17 protein-coding genes and 2 pseudogenes are annotated in these 20,990 nt (G+C 62.0%); 8 read left to right on the top strand and 11 right to left on the bottom strand.

Going from position 1 to position 20,990, the window contains the following annotated elements; all coding sequences use genetic code 11:
• Positions 1-42 precede the first annotated feature (42 nt).
• Positions 43-1,395 (bottom strand): NAD(P)H-dependent oxidoreductase, encoded by a 1,353-nt coding sequence (locus AC50X7_RS18130; RefSeq protein WP_494980282.1) that lies wholly within the window; start codon positions 1,393-1,395, stop codon positions 43-45.
• 257 nt (positions 1,396-1,652) lie between these two features.
• Between AC50X7_RS18130 and AC50X7_RS18125 the strand changes: the two genes are divergently transcribed.
• The 5 genes from AC50X7_RS18125 (at position 1,653) to AC50X7_RS18105 (ending at position 6,784) form a co-directional block, all read left to right on the top strand.
• Positions 1,653-2,681, top strand: a complete 1,029-nt coding sequence (locus tag AC50X7_RS18125) for a LacI family DNA-binding transcriptional regulator (RefSeq protein ID WP_494980281.1) — start codon at positions 1,653-1,655, stop codon at positions 2,679-2,681.
• 231 nt (positions 2,682-2,912) lie between these two features.
• The gene (locus tag AC50X7_RS18120; protein ID WP_494980280.1) at positions 2,913-3,941 is read left to right on the top strand and encodes a DctP family TRAP transporter solute-binding subunit; all 1,029 of its coding nucleotides are present in this window, start codon (positions 2,913-2,915) and stop codon (positions 3,939-3,941) included.
• A gap of 13 nt (positions 3,942-3,954) precedes the next feature.
• Positions 3,955-4,536, top strand: a complete 582-nt coding sequence (locus tag AC50X7_RS18115; RefSeq protein ID WP_494980279.1) for a TRAP transporter small permease — start codon at positions 3,955-3,957, stop codon at positions 4,534-4,536.
• Positions 4,533-5,810 carry a TRAP transporter large permease gene (locus AC50X7_RS18110; RefSeq protein WP_494980278.1) on the top strand — a complete coding sequence of 426 codons (1,278 nt, stop codon included), beginning with the start codon at positions 4,533-4,535 and terminating at the stop codon, positions 5,808-5,810. Before AC50X7_RS18115 ends, AC50X7_RS18110 begins: the two co-directional genes overlap by 4 nt.
• A 62-nt stretch (positions 5,811-5,872) precedes the next feature.
• Complete coding sequence (locus tag AC50X7_RS18105) at positions 5,873-6,784, top strand: NAD(P)-dependent oxidoreductase (protein WP_494980277.1); 912 nt, start codon at positions 5,873-5,875, stop codon at positions 6,782-6,784.
• Between the two features lie 1,156 nt (positions 6,785-7,940).
• On the opposite strand, the gene AC50X7_RS18100 is transcribed toward AC50X7_RS18105, so the two are convergent.
• The 3 genes and pseudogenes from AC50X7_RS18100 to AC50X7_RS18090 all read right to left on the bottom strand — a co-directional run bounded on the left by AC50X7_RS18100 (position 7,941) and on the right by AC50X7_RS18090 (position 11,101).
• Complete coding sequence (locus tag AC50X7_RS18100) at positions 7,941-9,044, bottom strand: threonine aldolase family protein (RefSeq protein ID WP_494980276.1); 1,104 nt, start codon at positions 9,042-9,044, stop codon at positions 7,941-7,943.
• On the bottom strand, positions 9,041-9,799 hold the full coding sequence (locus tag AC50X7_RS18095; RefSeq protein ID WP_494980275.1) for an SDR family NAD(P)-dependent oxidoreductase: 759 nt from the start codon (positions 9,797-9,799) through the stop codon (positions 9,041-9,043). The genes AC50X7_RS18100 and AC50X7_RS18095 overlap by 4 nt, the downstream gene beginning before the upstream one ends.
• A pseudogene (locus AC50X7_RS18090) lies at positions 9,796-11,101 on the bottom strand (DUF6421 family protein). The gene AC50X7_RS18095 and the pseudogene AC50X7_RS18090 overlap by 4 nt, the downstream one beginning before the upstream one ends.
• A 1,153-nt stretch (positions 11,102-12,254) precedes the next feature.
• Here AC50X7_RS18090 and AC50X7_RS18085 point away from each other — a divergent pair.
• A complete protein-coding gene (locus AC50X7_RS18085) occupies positions 12,255-13,772 on the top strand; it encodes an amino acid permease (RefSeq protein ID WP_494980294.1) in 1,518 nt (505 codons plus the stop codon).
• 386 nt (positions 13,773-14,158) lie between these two features.
• Here the strand turns inward: AC50X7_RS18085 and AC50X7_RS18080 are convergent, their stop codons facing one another.
• Complete coding sequence (locus AC50X7_RS18080; protein ID WP_494980274.1) at positions 14,159-14,326, bottom strand: helix-turn-helix domain-containing protein; 168 nt, start codon at positions 14,324-14,326, stop codon at positions 14,159-14,161.
• Positions 14,277-14,567, bottom strand: a complete 291-nt coding sequence (locus AC50X7_RS18075; protein WP_494980293.1) for a recombinase family protein — start codon at positions 14,565-14,567, stop codon at positions 14,277-14,279. Before AC50X7_RS18075 ends, AC50X7_RS18080 begins: the two co-directional genes overlap by 50 nt.
• An 823-nt stretch (positions 14,568-15,390) precedes the next feature.
• Between AC50X7_RS18075 and AC50X7_RS18070 the strand changes: the two genes are divergently transcribed.
• Complete coding sequence (locus tag AC50X7_RS18070; protein ID WP_494980273.1) at positions 15,391-16,395, top strand: DMT family transporter; 1,005 nt, start codon at positions 15,391-15,393, stop codon at positions 16,393-16,395.
• Positions 16,396-16,875: 480 nt separating this feature from the next.
• Here the strand turns inward: AC50X7_RS18070 and AC50X7_RS18065 are convergent, their stop codons facing one another.
• Genes AC50X7_RS18065 through AC50X7_RS18055 form a run of 3 tightly spaced genes read right to left on the bottom strand, consistent with a single transcriptional unit; the run spans position 16,876 to position 19,199 of the window.
• Positions 16,876-17,409 (bottom strand): flavin reductase family protein, encoded by a 534-nt coding sequence (locus AC50X7_RS18065; protein ID WP_494980272.1) that lies wholly within the window; start codon positions 17,407-17,409, stop codon positions 16,876-16,878.
• A complete protein-coding gene (locus AC50X7_RS18060) occupies positions 17,406-18,749 on the bottom strand; it encodes an NtaA/DmoA family FMN-dependent monooxygenase (RefSeq protein WP_494980271.1) in 1,344 nt (447 codons plus the stop codon). The genes AC50X7_RS18065 and AC50X7_RS18060 overlap by 4 nt, the downstream gene beginning before the upstream one ends.
• Before the next feature lie 54 nt (positions 18,750-18,803).
• Positions 18,804-19,199 (bottom strand): MerR family transcriptional regulator, encoded by a 396-nt coding sequence (locus AC50X7_RS18055; RefSeq protein WP_494980270.1) that lies wholly within the window; start codon positions 19,197-19,199, stop codon positions 18,804-18,806.
• A gap of 384 nt (positions 19,200-19,583) precedes the next feature.
• On the opposite strand from AC50X7_RS18055, the gene AC50X7_RS18050 reads away from it, so the two are divergent.
• Complete coding sequence (locus tag AC50X7_RS18050; RefSeq protein WP_494980269.1) at positions 19,584-20,186, top strand: GAF domain-containing protein; 603 nt, start codon at positions 19,584-19,586, stop codon at positions 20,184-20,186.
• Here AC50X7_RS18050 and AC50X7_RS18045 read toward each other — a convergent pair.
• Together AC50X7_RS18045 and AC50X7_RS18040 are read right to left on the bottom strand one after the other, a co-directional pair.
• Positions 20,135-20,431 (bottom strand): annotated as a pseudogene (locus AC50X7_RS18045) (transposase); the annotation flags it as partial. The gene AC50X7_RS18050 and the pseudogene AC50X7_RS18045 sit on opposite strands and share 52 nt — an antisense overlap.
• Before the next feature lie 150 nt (positions 20,432-20,581).
• Positions 20,582-20,990, bottom strand: a 409-nt coding sequence (locus AC50X7_RS18040; RefSeq protein ID WP_494980268.1) for an alpha/beta fold hydrolase, incomplete at its 5' end; no start/stop codon positions are given.

The following is a 20,990-nucleotide window of genomic DNA, read 5'->3' as shown; positions in this document are numbered from 1 at the left end:
CGGGGGCGGCTCCGGCAGCCCCGGGGAATGAGCGCCGGTCGATCATGGTGCCGGAACCGAATCGAGGGCAAGGGCCTCGGTTTCGCGGCGCAGTTCGAGGGCCTGGGCGAGCGAGTCGTCCATGATGACGTCTTCCCAGCGGACGATTCCGCCCTTGGCTACGTCATTGCGCAGTTCCACGTGGTGGGCAAGCGCGACCGGCAGTGCGCCGGTGGTGACGGAGTGCTTCGCGGAAACGAGTTGGCCCCAGACGGTGTATCCGCCTTCGCCGTCGAGGAATTCACCGGCTTTAAGGTCCTTCTTGGCGGTGGCGACAACGTCGCCGAAGAACCCGATGGGCGAACCCGTGGAGATTCCGCGCAGGACGGCGTTGGCGATTGATACGTTCAGTTCCAGGCCGACGTAGTGGTAGGGGCGGTAGAGGGCGGCGTACTGGCCGGTGGGGTCCGGGTGCCAGGGGTATTCGTTGAAGCAGCCGGAGACGTAGTCGTTCGTGGCTTTCACGACGACGAACACGCCTTCCTGGGTGTTGTGGGGGATCCAGGTGCCGTCGCGGTTGACACTGGACATGACGTCGACAGTGCCTTCGTGTGCGAGGGCTCCTCCGACGTCGGCGGGGCGGCAGATTGAGGCGATTTCCTCCACGTTTCCGGGCGTGAACGTCAGCCCGGTGTCAGAGGGGACCAGGCCCGCCCCGTTGGCGACGGCGGCCATTTCGATGGCGGCTTTGGTGCCGTCCCGGAACGAGGTATGCATGTTCGGGTTCAGCTGTCCGGAGTCGGTGAGCTCCTTGGAAAATTCCCAGTTCTCCCAGACGTTGTCCGGGTTCATCTCGTGGTAGTGCTCGAGGAACTTGGCGCCCTTGCCGGCGCAGACGACGTCGAATCCGCTGGTGCGGGCCCAGTCGACGAGTTCCATGATGAGGGCCGGCTGGTCGCCGTATGCCATCGAGTAGACAACGCCGGCTGCTTCCGCCCGTTTGGCCAGGGCGGGCCCTGCCAGGGCGTCGGCTTCAACCGTGACCATGATGATGTGCTTTTTGGTTTCGATGGCACGCAGTGCGTGCTTGACACCGACGATGGGGTTGCCGGTGGCTTCCACGATGATGTCGATGTCGACGTCGAAGAGCTCGTCGGCGTTGGCCACGATCGCGGTGGAGCGGTCCCTCAGGGCGGTTGCTATGTCGGGGGCGACCTGGTCTTTGGGCCATCCAACGAGTTCAAAAGCACCTTCGGCGCGTTTGACGTTGATGTCTGCGATGGCGACGACGTGGATGCCTGGGATGTTGTTTGCCTGGGCCAGGTACATCGTCCCGTAGCGTCCGGCGCCGATCAGGCCGACCCGGATGGGCTTTCCGTCGGCCTCGCGCTGGGTCAGGAGATGGTGCAGATTCATGGGTTGCCTTTCAAGGGATACGGCGCTGTTCCGGAAGGGATGCGGGCTGGTCTGGGATTAACCGCAGCTTTTGGGGGCTCTACTTTTCACCGTGCGGCTCGCCGCCATTGGTAGGGAGGCTCAGACCAACCGGGATCGAACTAAGGTAAAATGAGTGGAACCGGTACACTTTTATGTCACAGCGGCAGGCCCAAGGTCAAGCCCTAGGCTGAAAAAGGTTCCAAGATGTCCAGGAAGTGCCAGACAAAGGAGTAGGCGTGCAGAAACAACCGACCATCCGCGATGTTGCCCAGGCGGCCGGGGTGTCCGTTGCAGTAGTCTCCCGGGTGCTGAATCCGGGCTCAGGTCCGGTCGCTGCAGCTACCCGCAGCAGGGTGAACGACGTCATGAAGAACCTGGGCTACCACCCCCGCACGGCGGCTAGGGAGCTTAAGTTTGGCCCGCCTACTACGCTGGGGCTGCTGCTCGCCGACGTCTCCAATCCCTTTTTCGCCCGACTCGCCGACCAGGTGGTGCAGGAGGCGCACGCCCGCGGAATCCAGGTGCTGCTGATGACCACGCAGGAGGATGACCAGCTGGAGTCGGAGCGTCTGGCGACACTGATCGAACGCAGGGTCAGCGGGATTATCGCGACCCCTACCGGCAACAACCTGGCGATCTGGAAGCAGCTTCAGGACCTGGGAACTGATGTGGTTTTTGTCGACCGCTCCATACCTTCGCTGCCCGAAGTTGACGTTGTGAGTATCGACAACTTTGAATCCGCCCGGTCCGCCACAGCACTCCTCGCGGCTCACGGCCACCGCCGCATCGGGATCATCTCCGGGCCGGCTGCCTCAACTACCGGAAGGGACCGGATCGCCGGCTACCGGCAAGCTCTGGAAACAGCCGGCCTGGAGCAGGATGAGCTCCTCATTCGGCACGCCGCGTTCCGCGGTCCAGCAGGAGGAGACGCCGCGTCCGCGCTGCTCAATATCGAGGACCCGCCCACCGCCTTGGTGGTGGCAAACACCGCCCAGGTAACCGAAGTTCTGCGGCGCCTCTCCCACGCCGGAATCGACATTCCCCGCACCCTATCCGTCATCGTGTTTGAAGATTCACCCTGGACGGAACTCATGACCCCTGCCCTGACAATCGTCAGGCAGCCCATAGATCTGCTCGCCCGGCACTCCGTGCAGCTCGCCTTGTCCAACACGCAGGGCAAGACCTCGGGAAAACCCAACGTCATCCGCGTAGCCGCCGAACTGGTCGAACGGTCCAGCGTCGCCCGGCTGCAGCTCTCGAAGTAATTCCAAGCGGGCATCCGCTCCTAGAAGGTTTACAGCCGCACCCGCCCTGTGGTAAAAAAGTGTACCGGTTCCACTTGTACCGCGATCTTCCACTCTGTTCTGTAGGCGTGTACCTGGACGCCCTTCTCGACCTTATCCGCACAGCCCAGAGCGCCTTACTCACTGCCATCAAAGCATCAGTACCCCTGTCCGTGTAGGCCAGGAACCAGCAAGTATTCAAAGGAGAATCAGATGCCAAAGCGCATCCTGGCCACCGCAGCTGTGGCCGTTGCACTCACCGTTACTACTGTCCTTACCGGTTGCGGCGGGGGCGGGGCGACCGGCGCCGGCGGGTCCAGCACCACCGTCCGACTTGGCCTCGGCGACCCGGCAGCCTCTTCCATGGGTGTGTCCGCAAAGCACTTCGCCGAGAAGGTTGCCGAGCTAAGCGACGGCAAGGTCAAGGTCGAGACGTTCCCCGACGGCACCCTCTTCGGCGGCGACCAGAACGCAGCCGTCAACCTGCTTGGAAACGGCACGCTGGACTCGACCATCATGTCCACCTCGGTATACGCATCCTTCGAACCAAAGATGAATGCCGTCAGCCTTCCCTACCTCTTCAAGGACTCGGAGGAGGTCACCAAGTACTTTGAAGGCGAGCCGGGCAAGGAACTGCTGGGCTCCCTGGACAAGCTGGGCATCAAGGGCGTGTCCATGCTGACCCGTACTCCGCGGCACACCACCAACTCGGTGCGTCCCATCACCCAGCCCGAGGACTTCAAGGACCTGAAGCTCCGCGTACCGCAGAATGACCTCTGGGTTAAGTTCTTTGGCTCAGTGGGGGCCAACCCGACGCCGATGGACTTCAAAGAGGTTTACACCGCCCTGCAGCTGGGCACTATCGACGGCCAGGAAAACCCTCTGGAAGTTCCAGTCAACAACAAGTTCTTCGAAGTCCAGGACTACCTCTCCCTGACGGGCCACATCTCCGACGGCCTCGTCCTCGGGTTCAGCAAGAAGAAGTGGGACTCCTTTGATGAGGACACCCGGAAGGTCCTGCAGGAAGCTGCAGACGAGACCGCTGACTTCAAGACAAAGTACGACACCGACGAAGCCACCAAGACCCTCGAAAAGCTGAAGGGCGAAGGCGTGAAGATCAACGAGCTGACGCCCGAAGCCAGGGAAAAGTTCCGGGCGGCAGCGCAGAAGGTCTACCCCGAGCTTGAGGACAAGGTGGGCAAGGAATTCGTTCAGTCAAGCCTTGAATTCCTCGGACGCTAAGGTGACGAGTTCAGTGCATGATGAAGGAACCACTCCAACCCGGGGGGCCGAACACCAGGCGGCCGAAGATGGCACCAAGGTGGTTCCGGTAGGCGAAGTTGCGGAACCTCTGGGTCTGATCTGGAAGGCCGTGGATGCTCTCCTCTTCGTCGGGATTTGCGCGATGCTGTTCAGCCTTGCTGCCCAGATGGTCAGCCGGCAGATGGGAGCCTCGCTGCCTTGGACCGAGGAACTGACCCGTTTCCTGTTCATGGACACCACCTTCCTGGGAATGGCAGCAGGGTTCCGGGCCGCCGTGCACCCGCGGGTGAACTTCGCGGTGGCGTGGGGACCAGCCTGGCTTAAGCAAGTCAGCATGCATCTCTACGCCATCTGCGGGACCGTGTTCTTCAGTGTCCTGCTCTACAAGACGGTGGAACTGATGCTGCAGCAGTACGCCGCCGGAGAGTCCAGTCCTGCCCTGGGACTGAAGATGTTCCTGGTAACCCTGCCCCTTGTGATCAGCGCGGCACTCGCCATCGTCGCCCACATCACGACCGTCTACTTCTCCCCGTATATGCGTAAGAGGATCCTCAAAGGAGAGATGATCGCATGAGCCTGACCCTGCTGGGCATTTTCCTCCTCCTGTTGCTGCTGGGGGTTCCGCTCTCAGTCTCACTCGGCATCGGCGTCATCGCCACGCTGCTGATCTTCGATATCCCCCTCGACCTGTTGCCGCAGTCCATGATGAGTTCCATGAACAGCTTCCTGCTGGTTGCTGTCCCCTTGTTCGTCCTGGCCGGTAACCTCATGTCCGGAGGGGGTATTTCGGACCGCATCTTCCGTGGCGCCGAAGTCATTTTCGGCCGCTTCCGCGGCGGCCTCGGACAAGTGAACATCGCATCGAGCGCGATCTTCGGGGGCATCTCCGGTTCCTCGGTTGCCGACATTGTCAGCCTTGGCAAGATCGAGATCAAGGCCATGACGGACCATAAGTACCCGCGGCCCTATGCGGCAGCAATGACCATGGTTACCGCTACCCTGTCCTCACTGATACCGCCGAGCATTCTCATGATCATCGCCGCATCAACCGCGAACGTCTCGGTAGGCGCGGCACTCGCGGGAGGATTTGGACCATCCATTGTCCTGATCATCGTCCTGATGCTTGTGAATTTCTTCCTGTCGGCACGCCATGGTTACGGCGAGGTCTCAAGGACGCCTTTCAAGAAGGGCCTTAGGATCGTCCTTGAGGGAATCCCGGCCATGGGCGGCCCGGTGATCATCCTGGTCGGCATGTTCAGCGGGCTCGTCACGCCCACGGAGGCGGCCGCCATCGCCGTCTTCTATAGTCTGTTGGTAGGCGTCTACGTCTACCGCGACATGAAGTGGCGCCAGATGCCCAAGATGATCGTGGACGCCGGCCTCACCACCGGGACCATCCTGCTCATCGCCATGATCGCCGGCGTCGCCTCTTACATCTTCACCATTGACGGGCTGCCTGCAAAGGTCAGCAGCTGGCTGCTGAGCGTCAGCACTGACCCCACCATCGTCATGCTACTGATCGGCCTGATCCTGATCGTCATCGGAACCGTGATGGACAAAGTCGCAGCCATCCTGCTTTGCACACCGGTGCTCATGCCGGCGGCCGTGTCCTCCGGTGTGGATCCCATCCACTTCGTCGTCTTCCTCGTTGCTGCCCTTGCCGTTGGCCTGGTCACGCCGCCTGTCGGCGTCTGCCTGTTCGCGGCGTCCTATGTCAGCGGGTTGCCGATGGAGAAAATCGTGAAGGCCGCGGTGCCGCTCTACGTGGTCATGGTGGTTGCCATCGTCATGCTGGCCATCTTCCCCCAGCTCATCCTGTGGCCGGCTAATTTCCTGACCGACCAGTAACGCCCGCCTTCAGTTCGCTATCCCATACGTACCTGCACGCCCTAATCGCTAAAGGATCCCCAATGGCTGAACATGACCACCCAGCGCTTGCCTTGATGGGATTAGGGCCGATGGGGGAACCCATGGCGCGCCGGCTGCTGAAGGGCTATGGCGAGCTGACAGTCTGGAACCGGACTGCCTCGAAGGCCGAAGCCTTGGTCGGCCTGGGCGCCCGCGTTGCGACCTCACCTTTTGAGGCGGCCGCCGACATAGTTCTCACCGTCTTGCCGGACCTAAGCCACGTCGAATCGTTGCTTCCGGGAGAAGAGGGCCTGATAGCCGGATGGACAGCCCGGGGCATTGCCCGGCCGATACTCGTCGTGCACGGGACCGTCGCGCCGGGGGCAGTGGCGGCCTTCGGCGAACGGATGCTTCGCGAACATGGCGTCCGAGTCCTGGACGCCCCCGTCAGTGGCGGCACCGTGGGCGCCGAAAACGGCACCCTGAGCATCATGGTAGGCGGGGACAAGGACGCACTTCGCTCGGTCACCCCGGCATTCCAGTACATGGGCAGCACCATCCGGCACATGGGTTCGGGAGGTTCGGGCGCACTGGCCAAAGCCTGCAACCAGATCGTCGTCGCCGGCACGGTCACGGCAGTTTCCGAAGCCATGCTTCTCGCGCGCGGCGGGGGACTGGATCCATCGGTGATGCTTGAACTGCTTCGGGGTGGGCTGGCCGACTCCGAGGTGCTGCGCCAAAAAGGGCACAGATGGATTGACGGCGACTTCACAGGTGGCGGCAGCGCCCAAAACCAGTTGAAGGACCTCAACTTCGTGCTGGGGGCGGCTAGAACAGCACATCTGGAGCTACCCCTGAGTACGTTAATCCAGGACCTCTTCGAGGATATGATCGCGCGGGGCGACGGCGCCCTTGACCACACAGGAATCCTCCGGACCCTTGCTCAGCGCAACAGCGCACTCACTGAGACCTGAAACCCTCACGAAACGCGCGAAGTACCCCTTCTGCGGCCCTTCTCTAACACCGCTTTCACCGGGCCCCACCCGGAAAGTCCTTGTCGGGCCTTCTAGTGCGGCGCTCCTGTGCACCAATGCCCGTTCCATTGGTTAGCGGATCGTGGCAGATCATCGTCGGGCTTTGGTGTTCCTGTAGTACTTCCGGGAGCAGGGGCACAACAGCGCGCTCCCGAGTTGCAGACGCGGTATGTCGCCTGTACTGAGGGAATTGAACTCCCCGGGGACCAGGAAGAAATTCGCCCGTCGATGTCTCGTCAAACCCTAAGCGCTGCGCACGCCGCGTCTTATACGACGCATGGTCCCCTCCTAGCTGGCATGTCCTAACTATCGAAAGGATGCCTACATTTTGCGTAGTGACAATGGATTGGTTGTAAGAGCCGTCGGCGAAAGCGGCTACTCGTCTTGCTCCGTTGGCCATCAATGACTAACTAATCGGTTTCCGGACACGTACAGTAGTGGCAGTCCTCAGGACATGGCTCGATCATGCCAACGCCAGCTGTAAATCGTAGCCATCATGGATATGGAACAAGCGCCGCCCGCCCACAGGGTTGGTAACCCACACGACGTCGCCACTCGCTGTTCGGTCATCCACCTCACCGGAATACTCCATGCGCCCGCTACTGCGCAGCTTTACTGAATCGCCAACCTGAACGTCGTCCCATAGGGAGACTCTGACGCGATTCTCCTTTGAAATCACAACGTGCTCCTAAAACCTTCGTGGTTAGCCTCACATCTATCTAACCGGGCGGCCTCCATCTTCTCCATGGTGAAATCGACCGCACTTCCGTTGTTCTGTTGTGCAACAGCCCAGCGGCGCGAAATCCGCCGAAGTTGAACCAGGCCCGCGGCTATCAGCAGCGCTACAACAGGACGAGGTTCGGGAGGTAGAGGAGGAATATGCCGACAAGCGTGGACACGTACCCGATGCTGAATCCGAGGATGGTCCCGCGGTCCATGCTGTGCACCACGACGGTGTAGCAACGGCGCCGGCGTCTTGGGCATGGCCGACCATCATTGTGCCGCCACCCTTGCTCGCGGGCGCGGTCTGGTGAGACCGCGCCCGCTGTGAGTACCGCCACGGGTGGCGGGTATGTTTCCCTGGTTATTCGCTTTATTAGGAAGTCGGGGAGCCTGCGGCTTCCTTAACGGCGGCCAGAAGAGCTCGGACGTCGGTTTGGGTGGTGTCCCAGGAGCACATCCACCGGACTTCGCCGCGTGCTTGGTCCCAGTCGTAGAAGCGGAAGGATTCCCGGACTTTCGCGGCTGCGCGGGGTGGAAGGACGGCAAAGACGCCATTTGATTGTGTGGCTTGCGTCAGGGAAACACCGTCAATGGCGGAGATCCCTTCGCTGAGACGTGTTGCCATCTCGTTGGCGTGGCTGGCGGAGCGCAGCCACAATCCATCTGTTAGCAGGGCTATCAGTTGCGCGGAGACAAACCGCATTTTGGACGCGAGCTGCATGTTCATCTTGCGTAGGTAGCTCATGCCTGGGTCGGATTGTGGGTTGAGCCAGATAACGGCTTCGCCGAACAGCAGCCCGTTTTTGGTGCCGCCGAAGGACAGGACGTCGACGCCGACGTCGGTGGTGAATGCCCGCAGGGGAAGCCCGAGGTGCGCTGCAGCGTTGGCCAGTCTTGCTCCGTCCAGGTGCAATTTCATGCCTTTGGCGTGGACGTGTTCAGCGATCCGTTGAATTTCAAGGGGCGTGTAGCAGGTCCCGAGTTCGGTGGTCTGGGTGATCGATACGACCAGCGGTTGTGCCCGGTGCTCGTCTCCCCACCCCCAGGCTTCGGCGTCGATCAATTCCGGGGTGAGTTTGCCGTCGGGTGTGGGGATCGGGAGGAGCTTTATTCCGCCGATGCGTTCCGGGGCACCGTTTTCGTCGGTATTGATGTGCGCTGTGGCCGCGCAGATAACAGCGCCCCAACGGGGGAGTAGGGCTTGCAGGGCAAGGACGTTGGCTCCGGTGCCATTGAAGACAGGGTATGCGGTGGCAGTTGTTCCGAAGTGGGCCTGGACGAGCTCTTGAAGCGCGGCCGTGTAGATGTCTTCGCCGTATGCGGTGACGTGGCCTTCGTTGGCTGCCTGAACTGCTTGAATGATTTCGGGGTGAGCCCCGGCGTAGTTGTCCGAGGCGAAACCCCGGTAGGCGGGGTCGTGCAGGCGTCCCGCAAGTGGCTGCGGGACGCCTGCTTTGTTGTCAACACTGACGCTCATGCCGGGGCACCCACGAGTTGGCCGGCAGCGAGGGGCACGCGCTGCCCGTTGATCTGTTCTGCCTCCATGCAGAAGACCTGCTGAACAGCGTCGGCAAGGACACTGACATCGGTGAAGCCCGGGAACTTCCGTTCCGGCTGGGCTGCGCGCATCCGGTCATCGACCAGAGCCTTGACGACGAAGATCAGGGCAGCCGAGTGCTGGGCGGAGAGAGGGCTTTCCTTTCCGCCCTGCAGGTGCCGGAAGCCGTCAGCCACAGCCAGGGTCCATGCCTCCGCCGCGGACTTAACAGCGGCGTAAGCGGCGCCGTCTGCTGTCGGGGCGGAAGCGGACTGTGCGGAAACGATGGCCAGGCGTCCCACAGGGGAGGTAGCCAGGTCATCGTAGAACGCACGGCTGGTGTTCCTCAGGGTGGTGAGCACGCTGGTGTGCAGGAAGTCCCAGTCTTCGTCCGTCTGAGCCTTAATGCCGGCACCGCCTCGCCAGCCTCCAACGAGGTGGATAAGGCCGTCCACGGGGCCCAGATCATTCCGGACAGAGGTTGCCAAGTCCTCAACGGCCTGCAGGTCGGCGAGATTGCAGACATAGCCAGTGACGTTCTCGTAAGTTCCCGAGAGCTCCTGCACCCGGTCCGCAAGGATGTCCACCGCGGCTATGCGTGCCCCTGCCTGTGAGAGGGTGCGGACTACTGCAACGCCGGCTGCGCTTGTCGAACCGGCGACGACGACCGTACGCCCGGAGAGGTCCTGGTTCATGCGCCCGCCCCGCCCTCAGTCTTGACAGGGCTGTTACCGGTAATCCCGGCAGTCGATTCAATGACCTGGCGCATCTTCTTCTCCAGTGCTTCGTAGAACATCGACAGGGGGAATTCGTCATCAAGGATCTGGTCCGTCAGAGCCCGGGGCGGGCCGTCCAGCGGAAGGGCCTCCGGTCCCTTGGCCCATACAGAGGCCGGGTGGGGGGTGAGGGTTTGCGAGACGAGCTGATAGGCAGCGAGCCAGTGCGCGGTCTTCGGCCGATCGATTGAACGCCAGTAGAGTTCTTCGATGCGCAGGCCCAGCTCGACGACCACGCCGGCGACGTCCTTCCAGTCGATGCTCAACTTTCCATCGGTCCAGTGCAGGACCCGGTGCTGGTGCATCCAGGCGAACAGCAACTGGCCGCCCACCGCGTCGTAGTTACGGACCCGGTTCCCGGTGATCGCGAAGCGGAAAATGCGGTCGAAGATCACGGCGTACTGGACCAGCTTGGCGTGCTTGCGGGCATCCTCGGAAGCCGTTTCGTCCCGCTCGATGAGGACTGATTCGCGGAAGGCGGTCAGGTCACAGCGAAGCTCCTCAAGGGAGTACAGGAAGAACGGCATCCGCTGCTTGATCATGAACGGGTCAAAGGGCAGGTCCCCGCGCATGTGGGTCCGGTCATGGATCAGATCCCACATCACGAAGGTCTTTTCCGTGAGGTGCTGGTCTTCGATCAGTTCCGCGGCGTCAGCGGGCAGATCCAGTGAAGTGATATCGGCAGCAGCTTTCAGCACGCGGCGGAACCGGGCAGCTTCACGGTCCGCAAAAATGCCTCCCCAGGTGAACGAGGGGGTGCTCCGTACCGCTACGCTCTCGGGGAACAGCACTGCAGAGTTCGTGTCATAGCCGGGAGTGAAATCCACGAAGCTGATGGGGACAAACAGCTTGTTCGAGTAGTTCCCCGCCTCCAGTTCAGCGACGAATGAAGGCCAGAGAACTTCGATGATGACGGCCTCAAAGTAGCGGTTGGTGCTGCCGTTCTGTGTACATGGGGAACACAACCAGATGTGGCAGCCCATCGACGCGCCACTGCTCGGGGTGGAAGGCTACCAATGAGTCAAGGAAGTCAGGTACGACGAAGCCCTCGGCCGCCCACCGCTGGAAGTCCTGCACGAGCAGTTCCAGGTATTCGCTGTCGTGGGGAAGGGAAGCGCGCAGGACACTGATCGAGTCGGTGATGATGCTGACATACTGGCGGGCCTGGTCATGGTCAGCGGCTTCCGGAACGGAACCGTCCTGGACCTGAACCTGCTGCAGCCCGATGACGGCAGCCTTCAGAGCTTGCCATGCCGGGAGCGCCCTAAGGTCCTGAGCCTGGGCGGCTGCCACTTCCGGGTTTGCGATTACAGTCATGCTCGTTCGTTCAAGGGGATTCTTCGAAGAACGTAGCAACGCATTAGCAGGAGTAAAATTTGCACCCCCTATGGCTAAGCAATTCTGTTGCTGGAGTGCCTTTTCCGCCGCTACGAGTGAGACGGGGCTTACCGGTCGGCATATCAGGAGATCCAGACACTCGTCCCTTACGGATCCATACTGATTTCCAAGCCATCGGCTCTGCTGCGCCGACTCTTCTGCCTTGCCTCCGGTTCGCGTTCCCGCTGATACTGCGGGCGCCCCCACAGACTCCACCGGCTCCTGATCTGTCGGAGAAGCGGCAGTCGGGCTACACGACGACGGGAGAGGATAGGACCTGGTTGCCACGACCGTCCTGGGTTGCGAGACCGCTCCTTCTGCTACTGCCAAGGGTTCGTCGACCCTGGCGTCTCGTGGGGCCGACGTATCTGAAACAAAGTGGCGTAACGGCGCTGCACCTGCTGGTTGAACCCGCCAGTACGATGACGCGCCAGCGGCCAGCAGAGGAAAGGTTCAACACTTCGACGCTTCGTGCTGCCGCTAGTCACGGCAGCCTTGCAGAACTTCTTATTCATAGTGGCGCTCAGATCAGCGCTTCTTACGCTCAAAAGCAGAAATGCCAGACCTTCCGTAAGGACTTGGCGTGTGAAGCGGGCAACACTCCCCTCGCCGGAAGCCTCCCCCTTCTCGTGTGTTAGCTTGATCACCGTTCTTCCCGGCCCGGGGCGCCGGAAGCTTTTCTTATCCGCAGCTACCTTTTCGGAGGCATCATGGGACTTGGCTCCCACACGCAGACAAATGATCGGGCCATTGCTCCCGGCAACCCTGTAACCGGAGTGTGTCCCGGTTTAGGGCTGTCCCTCAGCGCGGGGCCAGCCGCGCAGAGAGGACCCCGAGGCAGCGTTGCTGCCTACCCGCTCGGCACAGCAAGCGAAGATGCCTGCACCGGTCGAGCCGCCGACAGGACGAGAAACCTGAGCCAGAGCGTGCTGATGCCCTTGGGGGGTGTTGCATGACGCTAACGAACGAAACCTCGGCAGAGACCAGACCAGATGGAATGGAATGGCGCGGTTCTTCCCCTGCAACCGGGGCAGAGCGTAGCTCCGGCGAAGCCGCCAACGAGCTCAAGCGCGGACTAAGCAGCCGCCACCTGCAGATGATTGCCATTGGTGGTGCAATCGGTACCGGGCTGTTCGTGGCCTCGGGCGGCACCATTTCACAGGCAGGCCCCGGCGGTGCTTTGACAGCCTACGCGCTAGTCGGGCTGATGGTATTCCTGCTAATGCAGTCACTGGGCGAAATGTCGGCCAAAATCCCTGTCGCCGGTTCCTTCCAGTCCTTCGCCACACGTTTCGTCTCCCCGTCCTTTGGGTTCGCGATCGGCTGGAACTACTGGTTCAACTGGGCAATCACCGTCGCTGCCGAGCTGGTCGCGGCCGGAATTATCATGGATTTCTGGTTCCCTGGAGTCCCCGGCTGGGTCTGGGCCGGGATCTTCCTGCTGGTGTTGACCGGGCTCAACGCCCTCTCAGCGAAGGCCTTCGGCGAGTCGGAGTTCTGGCTCTCCCTGATCAAGGTCAGCGCAGTGGTGATCTTCCTGATCGCCGGCACGCTGATGATCTTCGGTATCCTGGGCAATTCCTCCCCAGGGCTAAGCAACTGGGAAAACCGCGAAGACGTCTTCCACGGGGGCTGGGTCTCGATCATCTCGGTCTTCATGATTGCCGGGTTCTCATTCCAGGGCACCGAACTGGTAGGTGTCGCAGCAGGCGAAGCCAAAAACCCGCGACGCGAAGTGCCAAAGGCCATCCGGACTGTCTTTTGGCGCATCATGCTTTTCTACATCGGCGCCATCTTCATCATCGGCTGCCTGATCCCATTCACCGACCCGAGCCTGCTCGCCTCCGGCGAAGCCGATATCGCAGCATCACCGTTCACCCTGGTCTTCTCAAACGCAGGGATCGCCTTCGCAGCGGCCTTGATGAACGCCGTGATCCTGACCGCCATCCTCTCAGCAGGCAACTCCGGACTATACGCCTCCACCCGGATGCTGTACGCCATGGCCCACGACGGCATGGCCCCGAAGCTCTTCGGCCGAACCAACAGCCGTGGCGTGCCGATCCCGGCCATGCTGGCCACCGCGTCCGTGGGACTCTTCGGATTCCTCTCCGCCATCATCGGCCAGGGCGCCGCCTACTCCTGGCTGCTGAACATGTCAGGGCTGTGCGGCTTCATCGTCTGGGCGGGAATCGCAATCTCCCACTACCGCTTCCGGCGCGGCTTCCTCGCACAGGGAAATAAAGTCACCGACCTGCCCTACAAAGCATCCCTGTTCCCCATCGGCCCACTGCTGGCCTTCGCCTTACTGATCCTGGTAATCGCAGGACAGAACTACGAGGCAGTGCTCGCCGGACGGACCCTGGAAGTACTTTCCTCCTACATCGGACTGCCCATCTTCATCGCCCTATGGCTGACCCACCGCTTCATCACCAAATCAAAAGTCGTGCCGCTGCTCGAAATGGACCTCACAGGACCAACGGACCTCGAAGACAACCCGCGGGGCAAAGCCCTGTAACCGTGCTGCTGCTCGGCCGCAACCTTCACACACTGCAAGGGCACCGCGGAAACTCCATAGCGATCTAAGGGTCTAGCACGCAGGATCAGCCGAACAACGAGAAAGCCGGGTGGAAACTTCACCCGGCTTTCTCGCCTGCATGCCCGAGGTTAACGACGCGGGCTTGGACGACCATTAGCAGTTCAAGCCCGATGGTTTCGCGGTGGAAGTTTTATGACTGACGGCCAGGCAACTCACTTTTGCGGCCCCCTCCCTACCTTTTACAAAGCTGATAATGGAGATTCCGTCAACTTGGCGAGGCCGGACAAGCTGCGCTGAATGACTCAGTTCTGTCCATGGCTGGGGTCAATTCGGGTTATCCAGGGCTGGATTTGGGAGCCCTTGGATTAGCTCCCGGAGCAGCAGTAGCGGTGGATAACCCATGAGAATCCCCGGCAGGGGGAGCGCTTCACTCCAGTTTCGCGGCGCAGGTACTGGTAGACGGTCTCCCTGCTGATCCCGTAGTCACGGGCAAGAACAGATTTCGGAACTCCGCTTTCGGCGGGCTGGACCATTTTGGCTGCCCGGTCCGGGGTAAGGTCTTTTTCCGGCCTTTGTAGCGCTGCGCTGCTTAGCCCAGGCGATGCCTTCCCCCTGGCGTTCCCTGATGAGGGAGCGTTCAGATTCGGTGATGGCGCCCATGACGGAGAGCATAGGTTGGCGATGGGGGAGTCCTCCCCCCGTGAAGACCAGACAATTTTTGACGAACTTCACCCACACGCCATTGCGGGTCAGGCCCTGGACCAGGGTACCCATCGCGGTTGCGGCGAGAGGGTGGTTTCCAGGGTCGTCGCGGGCACCGATGATGGCCAGTTGCCTCACAGAGCGTAGACGCTCGGCTGAGGCGGGTTGCTGACCAGCACCACCGGGACCCGAGCGGCGTAGACTCCGCCAACTCCTGCAGCGCGGTCGCCCAGGCTGCAAGTTCGAATGACGTCGGGTTGTCCCGCAAATGAGGTAGCGGAGGCAGAGCTCGGTGCGGCCCGGCGGAGCTGGTCGTACAGGTCCAGCCACCGCTGCCTTGCTGTCCATCGGGCGGGCGTCGAGGCCGGGTTGGGGTTTGGCGGGCGGCCATGGAGGTCCTCTTCCGGGGCAGGGTGCCAGTGGGACGCGCCGGCTACACACCAACACAGGCGTGCGGAGTGTCGGCGCGCAGCAGTGCAGTGGCCCGAGGCCGTCCAATCAGGCCCACACTTCGCAACGATTGCCACTGCATGCTGCCCGAAAAGATGAAGTGCGTCGTGGCAATCGGTTGCCAGAGCGCCGTAGAGCGTGTTTTACTTGCGACTGCAAAGCTGCGAGCTTTACTCAGGAAACAGCCCCCGCATCAACTGGTCAACCCCATCGCAAAAATGGCAGTTCACCGCTAAAGGGCGGTTGCCTAGTCCTGCTGAGTATGGAGCCGCAGCAGAACCTTGCCAATCGCGCGGATAATCCACGCACCTGCCTCCGGAGTACACCTTGATCATGCTGCACAACCGCCACCGCGCAGGACACCAGATGGTTCTGGTCCGGCAAGGGAGCACGCCGACACCGACCACGCCGGGACTCGCCATCGCCTTCCAGGCGGGCTTCTAAAGTGCTGTCGGTTGTCAGTGCCCCAACCGCTCCGCAGCTCCGATCGCCAGCCCGCCTGCTGACCGCAGGCATTCCGCTCGCCGTTATCGCAGGCCTCACCTTGCCCCTGCAGGCCCGAATCAACGGCGAGCTGGGGCACCGGCTGCAGGATTCACTGCTGGCAGGGTTGTTCAGCTTCGGCGGTGCGGCCCTGATCATGGCCGCTGCCACGCTGGTCCTTCCCAGCGGCCGTGCCGCGTTCGTGAAACTCCTCTCCACCACCCGCCAGCGCACCATTCCGTGGTACTTCCATGGCGCCGGCATCATCGGCGCCTACTTCATCTTTGCGCAGACCAGCTTCGTCGCAGGCGTCGGAATTGCCATCTATACGGTGGCGGTGGTGACCGGCCAGACAATCAGCGGACTGGCCGTGGACCGGCTCGGACTCGGTCCCGGCGGCAAGCGGGCAATTACCGGGCTGCGAGTGCTCGCTGTACTACTCACAGTGGGCGCGGTGTTTTGGGCGGTGTCGCCCCGGCTCTCCGGCGAGTCTGAACCCATCACCATGCTGGTCCCGCTCGCGCTGGTTGCCCTGGGCGGGATCCTGATGCCCTTCCAGCACGCCGTGAATGGCAGGATCGCGGCACAGGTCCGGTCGCCGATTCCCGGCACCCTGATCAACTATCTGATTGGCAGCCTCGCGCTGGCCCTGATCTGGATCCTGAAGCTGGCCGTTGCCGGAGGGCTGCCCACGCTGCCGGCCGAGTTATGGCTCTACACCGGAGGGGCGCTGGGCTGCATCAACCTGGTTCTAAGCGCGCTGCTGATCCGGCATATCGGCGTGCTCCTGACTGCGCTGGGCATGATCGCCGGCCAGCTGATCGGAGCACTGCTCATGGACTGGCTGCTGCCGGTGGCGGGAAGCGCCATCTATCCGCAAACCATATTCGGCACCCTGCTCACACTGGCCGCAATCATCATCGCGGCGTTGCCCGGATTAGCGCTGCAGAGGTTCTGGCAGCGCTGAGCCCGGCCGCAATGAAGCGCGCCAGGCTGCAATGCCTTGTCGCCGACGCGGGAAATGCAGCCGACTCATTGGTACGCCGCAGCGTACTGAACAGTCGCGCAGATGCGGTTTTTCCCCGGGCTTTTGTGGGACTTCTAGAACGCCGATAACGGATATCCCGTCAACCTGTCTCGGCAAGGCAAACCGTGCTTGCTGATCACGCAGCCGGAACTGGTGGCGCCTCTGATCCGTCCATGGCTGGGGTCAATTCAAGTTATCCACGGATGGAAATAGGGAGCCGTGGGGGTAGCTCCCTGGCAGCAGTAGCGGTGGATAACCCATGAGAATTTGTCCCTGGCTGTGGGCGGCAGCGGGCCAGCCTCCAATGGACTAGGAGTAAGGTCCCATATTTCTGGGACCCAACAAGCCCCTCGTCAGGTTGGGGTGTACTTCAACTTGAAGTTTGCTCACCTACGACGGACGCAACGACCTACACACGCATCAGGCACGGTCGAGCTCGCGGAGGGCCCGGTATTGGCCTTGGTAGTACACCAGGGGATCAGGGTGTTCTTCAGGAGATGTACCTAGTTCGATAACGCGTCCGAGCACGATGAGATGGTCGCCGGCGTCGTGCTCAGCCCAGATCGTGCAGTCGAGCCAGGCCAGGCTTTCAACCAGGACCGGGTTGCCCTGTGTTGCGGGGCTCCATCGGATGTTGGCCCATTTGTCCGTGCCTCGTCGAGCGAACTGGTTGGATACTGCTTCCTGGTCGCCCGAGAGGATGTTGACCGTGAAGGTTCCGGCGTCGCGGATCCTCGGGTATGTGGTGGAGGTTTTCATGACGCTGAAGGACACGACCGGCGGGTCGACGGAGACACTGTAGAACGACTGGCAGGTGAACCCGACTGGCCCCTGGTCATCGTGACCGGTGATGATCGTGATGCCTGACGCGTAGCGGCCCACCGTGCCACGGAAGAGACCCTGATCAATGATGTGGCTCTGATTATGGCTGGGGTTGTCGGTGGTTGTCGTCATTCGGCGTTATCCGCGAGTCGAGCGTCCAGGCCGTACTGGGCGGGGGCACCGAGGTGATCACGGAGGGTGGTGCCTTCGTAGTCGTCGTGGAAGAGACCGCGCTCCTGCAGCAGGGGGACGACGTCGTCGACAAAGGTGTCGATGCCGTCCTCGTAGACGTCGATGGACACCCAGAAGCCGTCGCAGGCGCCTGCTTCGAACCATTCCTGCATGTGGTCCGCGGTGACGGATGCCGGGCCTACCGGGGTGGGGTGGTAGTCGATGACCCCGTGGGCGAGAATGTCGCGGAGGGTCCATCCTTCGCGGGCGACCTCCAGTGCCCGTGGGGAGCGGGGATCGAAAGGGCTGGGTCGGGCTGCTGCCAGATGCGCGGGCCTGAGTGGCTCGTCGATCTGGCTCGCATCGAGAGTCAGTCCCAGCATGGAGCCGAGATGGGAAACGAGGGCGGGGGCGGCTTGGTCGCCGAGGGCTACGCGGCGGTCCAGTGCCGCCCGCTTGGTGGCGGCGATGGCGGGCATCACTCCGGCGATGAACTTCACCTCGTCAGGGTTGCGCCCGGCCTTATGCGCTGCATCGCGGACGGCTTCGCGCTGGGCGCGCGCGTCCTCGATGGTGAATACGGCGCCGATGACGGCGCTGGCGTACCGACCGGCGATCTCGAGGCCGTTCGCGCCTCCGCCGGCCGAGAAGACCACAGGTTGGCCCTGCTCCGACGGCGGTATGGGCAGCGGACCGCGGGACGCAACATATTTGCCCTGCAGGTTAATGGCCTCGATCTTCTCCGGATCGATGAACCGAGCGTTCGTCGTGTCCCTGATCCAGGCATCCTGCTGCCAGCTACCCCAGAGAGCCTGCGTGATCTGGATGGTCTCGTGCGCCCGCTGGTAACGCTGCGGCCGGGGCGCGATCTCCTGCCCGAAGTTCGCGGCGGACGCAGGGTCGCTGGTCGTCACAGCGTTCCACCCGGCCCGGCCATGGCTCATCACATCCAGTGCCTTGAACTGGCGAGCGAGGTTGTAGGGCTCGTTGAAGGTCGTCGAGCCGGTCGCTACCAGACCGATGCGCTCGGTCGCGCGAGCTATGGCTGCCAAGGTCAGCAGGGGTTCCAGGGTGAGCATGGGCGCCTCCTGCACGCCATTTGCTTTGTAGGCCAGGAAGTCGGGCAGGAACAGGAACGCGAACTTGCCCCGTTCGGCGGCCTGGGCGTAGCGCACCTGCGCGTCGAAGTCGGCGTAATTGGCCGGATCCACGCCCGCGGCGCGCCAGGCCGACCCGTGGGCGCCGTACCCGTTACCGAGCTGCAGGCCGAGAATCATTTTTGGAGATGAGGAGGAAGTCACCTACCCATAGTGCAACCTTCTCACTAGTGGCAAGGTCAAATCGTGCACCTGCTGCTACGCCGGCTGTCGTTCGCGAGTGCCGCTCTTGCTGCCGGCGGTCTCCAGTGCCTGGACGTAGCGGGTGATGGCGTTCCGGTTCTGCGAAAGGACGTCGATCTTATGGGTCATCCGGTCCCGCTCCTGCCGCAGAATTTCCAAAAGTTCCGGGTCGGCGTCGTCGACGACGACGGTCTGCGGCTGGTTCAGACACGGCAGGATGTTGCCGATGATCCTGGTCGGGATACCCGAGTCGATGAGCCCGCGGATTTTGGCCACGCGGTCCACGAGGTATTCGTCATACTCCCGGTAACCGTTGTCGAGGCGGCGCGGTGTCACCAGGCCCTGCTCCTCGTAGTAACGGAGCATCCGAGCCGGCACTCCGGACCTTTGTTCCAACTCGCCTATACGCATGCCCGCTCCTTCGATCGTGACCAGATCCACATCAACCTTCACACTAATGGAAGGGTGACACGGTAGGCTACTCAGGTCGGAGTCGGAAGCAGCATCTGTGTCGAGCAATGAGCCTTTACAGCTGACCGCATATTCGACTGGTTCCAGCGGTGGTACGGAGTTATTGGCGGATCCGCTGGTAGGTTTCACCAGGCGTCGGCTGGTGACCGGCGTCGGTGAGTTCAGCCGGGCTCGAGGGCTGAGACGCGGATGCCTTCCTCTTTTAGCTCCTTCAGCAACCCATCGTGAAACCCGACCCCGCGGCAGCAGGCAGTTGCGATTCGTTAGGCATCAGGCGATCTGAAACGGAAGACCCGGTAAGGAATAGTGAAGCCATGACACGGGATGCGCAGCGACTTCGGGTCGGAATCTTTGGAGCGAGCCCCGGCACGAGCTGGGCATCACGCGGAACGTTTGGAATCCCTGCGGGAAACGGATCTTCTTGATAGCGGTGCTGAGGAGGCTTTTGACCGGGTGGTTATTGCCGCCAGGAAGTACTTCGATGTGGGCGCTGCGTCGTTGTCACTTATCGCCGAGAATGCCCAGTACTTCAAGTCCGTCGTCGGGCCTCTCCGGGAGGCTCCCCGGGCGGTCGCGCTCTGCACCGCCACGGTGGAAGGGAACGCGATGCTGATCGTCAATGACACCTCAACTGATGACAGGTTCGCTGCCAACCCGCTCGTCACTGGGGCACCGTTTATCCGTTTCTACGCCGGCTATCCCTTGCACGGGCCCCGCAGCTGGAACAGACGATCAGCAGGTACTTCGGACACTGGCCCCAATTGTTCAAAAGGAGATCGACGCACGGACCTAGCCGCGGACCGCCTTCACGCCTCAAGAACTTGGGGGAAGGGACTGTCCGATAAACGGTGTGTGGGTCCGGCCGGCCCTCCGGCGACTTTCTCCGTGATGAGGCTGATGGTGTCTTTAAAGACCCTCGCCCCGTAGACGTCCTCGAAGTGTGCCGCGATTTCCCCGGTGGTCAGCCCCCGGGCGGACAGCGAGAGGACGATCTGGTCGATCCCGTCCAGACGCCGTTTCCGCTTGGGCACTATCACCGGCTCGAACGATCCGTCCCGATCCCGGGGCACTTCTATCTCGACCGGGCCGATCTCGGTCAGCACGGTCTTTGACCTGGTGCCGTTGAGCGTGTTGGCCGCGATCGGTGTCTGGCCATGCTCGTGCCCAAGGTGCCGTCTCCTTTTGGATCAGGCCGGACCCCAAACACCGTTATTCCGACAGTCTTTGGGGGAACCCCGGAACCATTTCAGTTGGGGACGACGGCGGCTCTCCAGCCATGGGGTTCCGCGAAATCGGCCGTGTCTGTGAGCCGGACGGTTAGGTCATTGCTGGCGGGTTAGTGCCAGGATGCTTGCGGCTGTGGCGGCGGCGCCGCCGTGTTGGACGATGTGGGGTTTGCCCGGTATTTCCAGGAAGCGCCCATCCGGGGCGGTAGCGGCCAGTTTTTGGCACCAGAGCCGGGGTGCCACGGGATCCCGGGATCCGCGGATGACCAGAGTGGGTTGGTTCGCCAGGGCCAGTCGGGCGTTGAGGTCGTAGGTCATCATGACGGGGAGTTCGGTGAGGTACCAGCGCAGGCCGGAGCGGGCGTAGTCGGTAAAGACTGTTGCGTTGCCGGCAGGGCTTTCGAGCAGTGAGTCAAGACCCAGGGACAGGCTCTGCTGAAGAACTGTTCGGCGGGTTGGGTCGACTACAGGTCCCAGGAGCACGAGGTGGGAGACCAAATCGGGG

This window comes from Pseudarthrobacter sp. Hb11, assembly GCF_059383655.1.
Note: the sequence above shows the minus strand (reverse complement) of the source record. Positions and strands in the feature narration are given on the sequence as shown.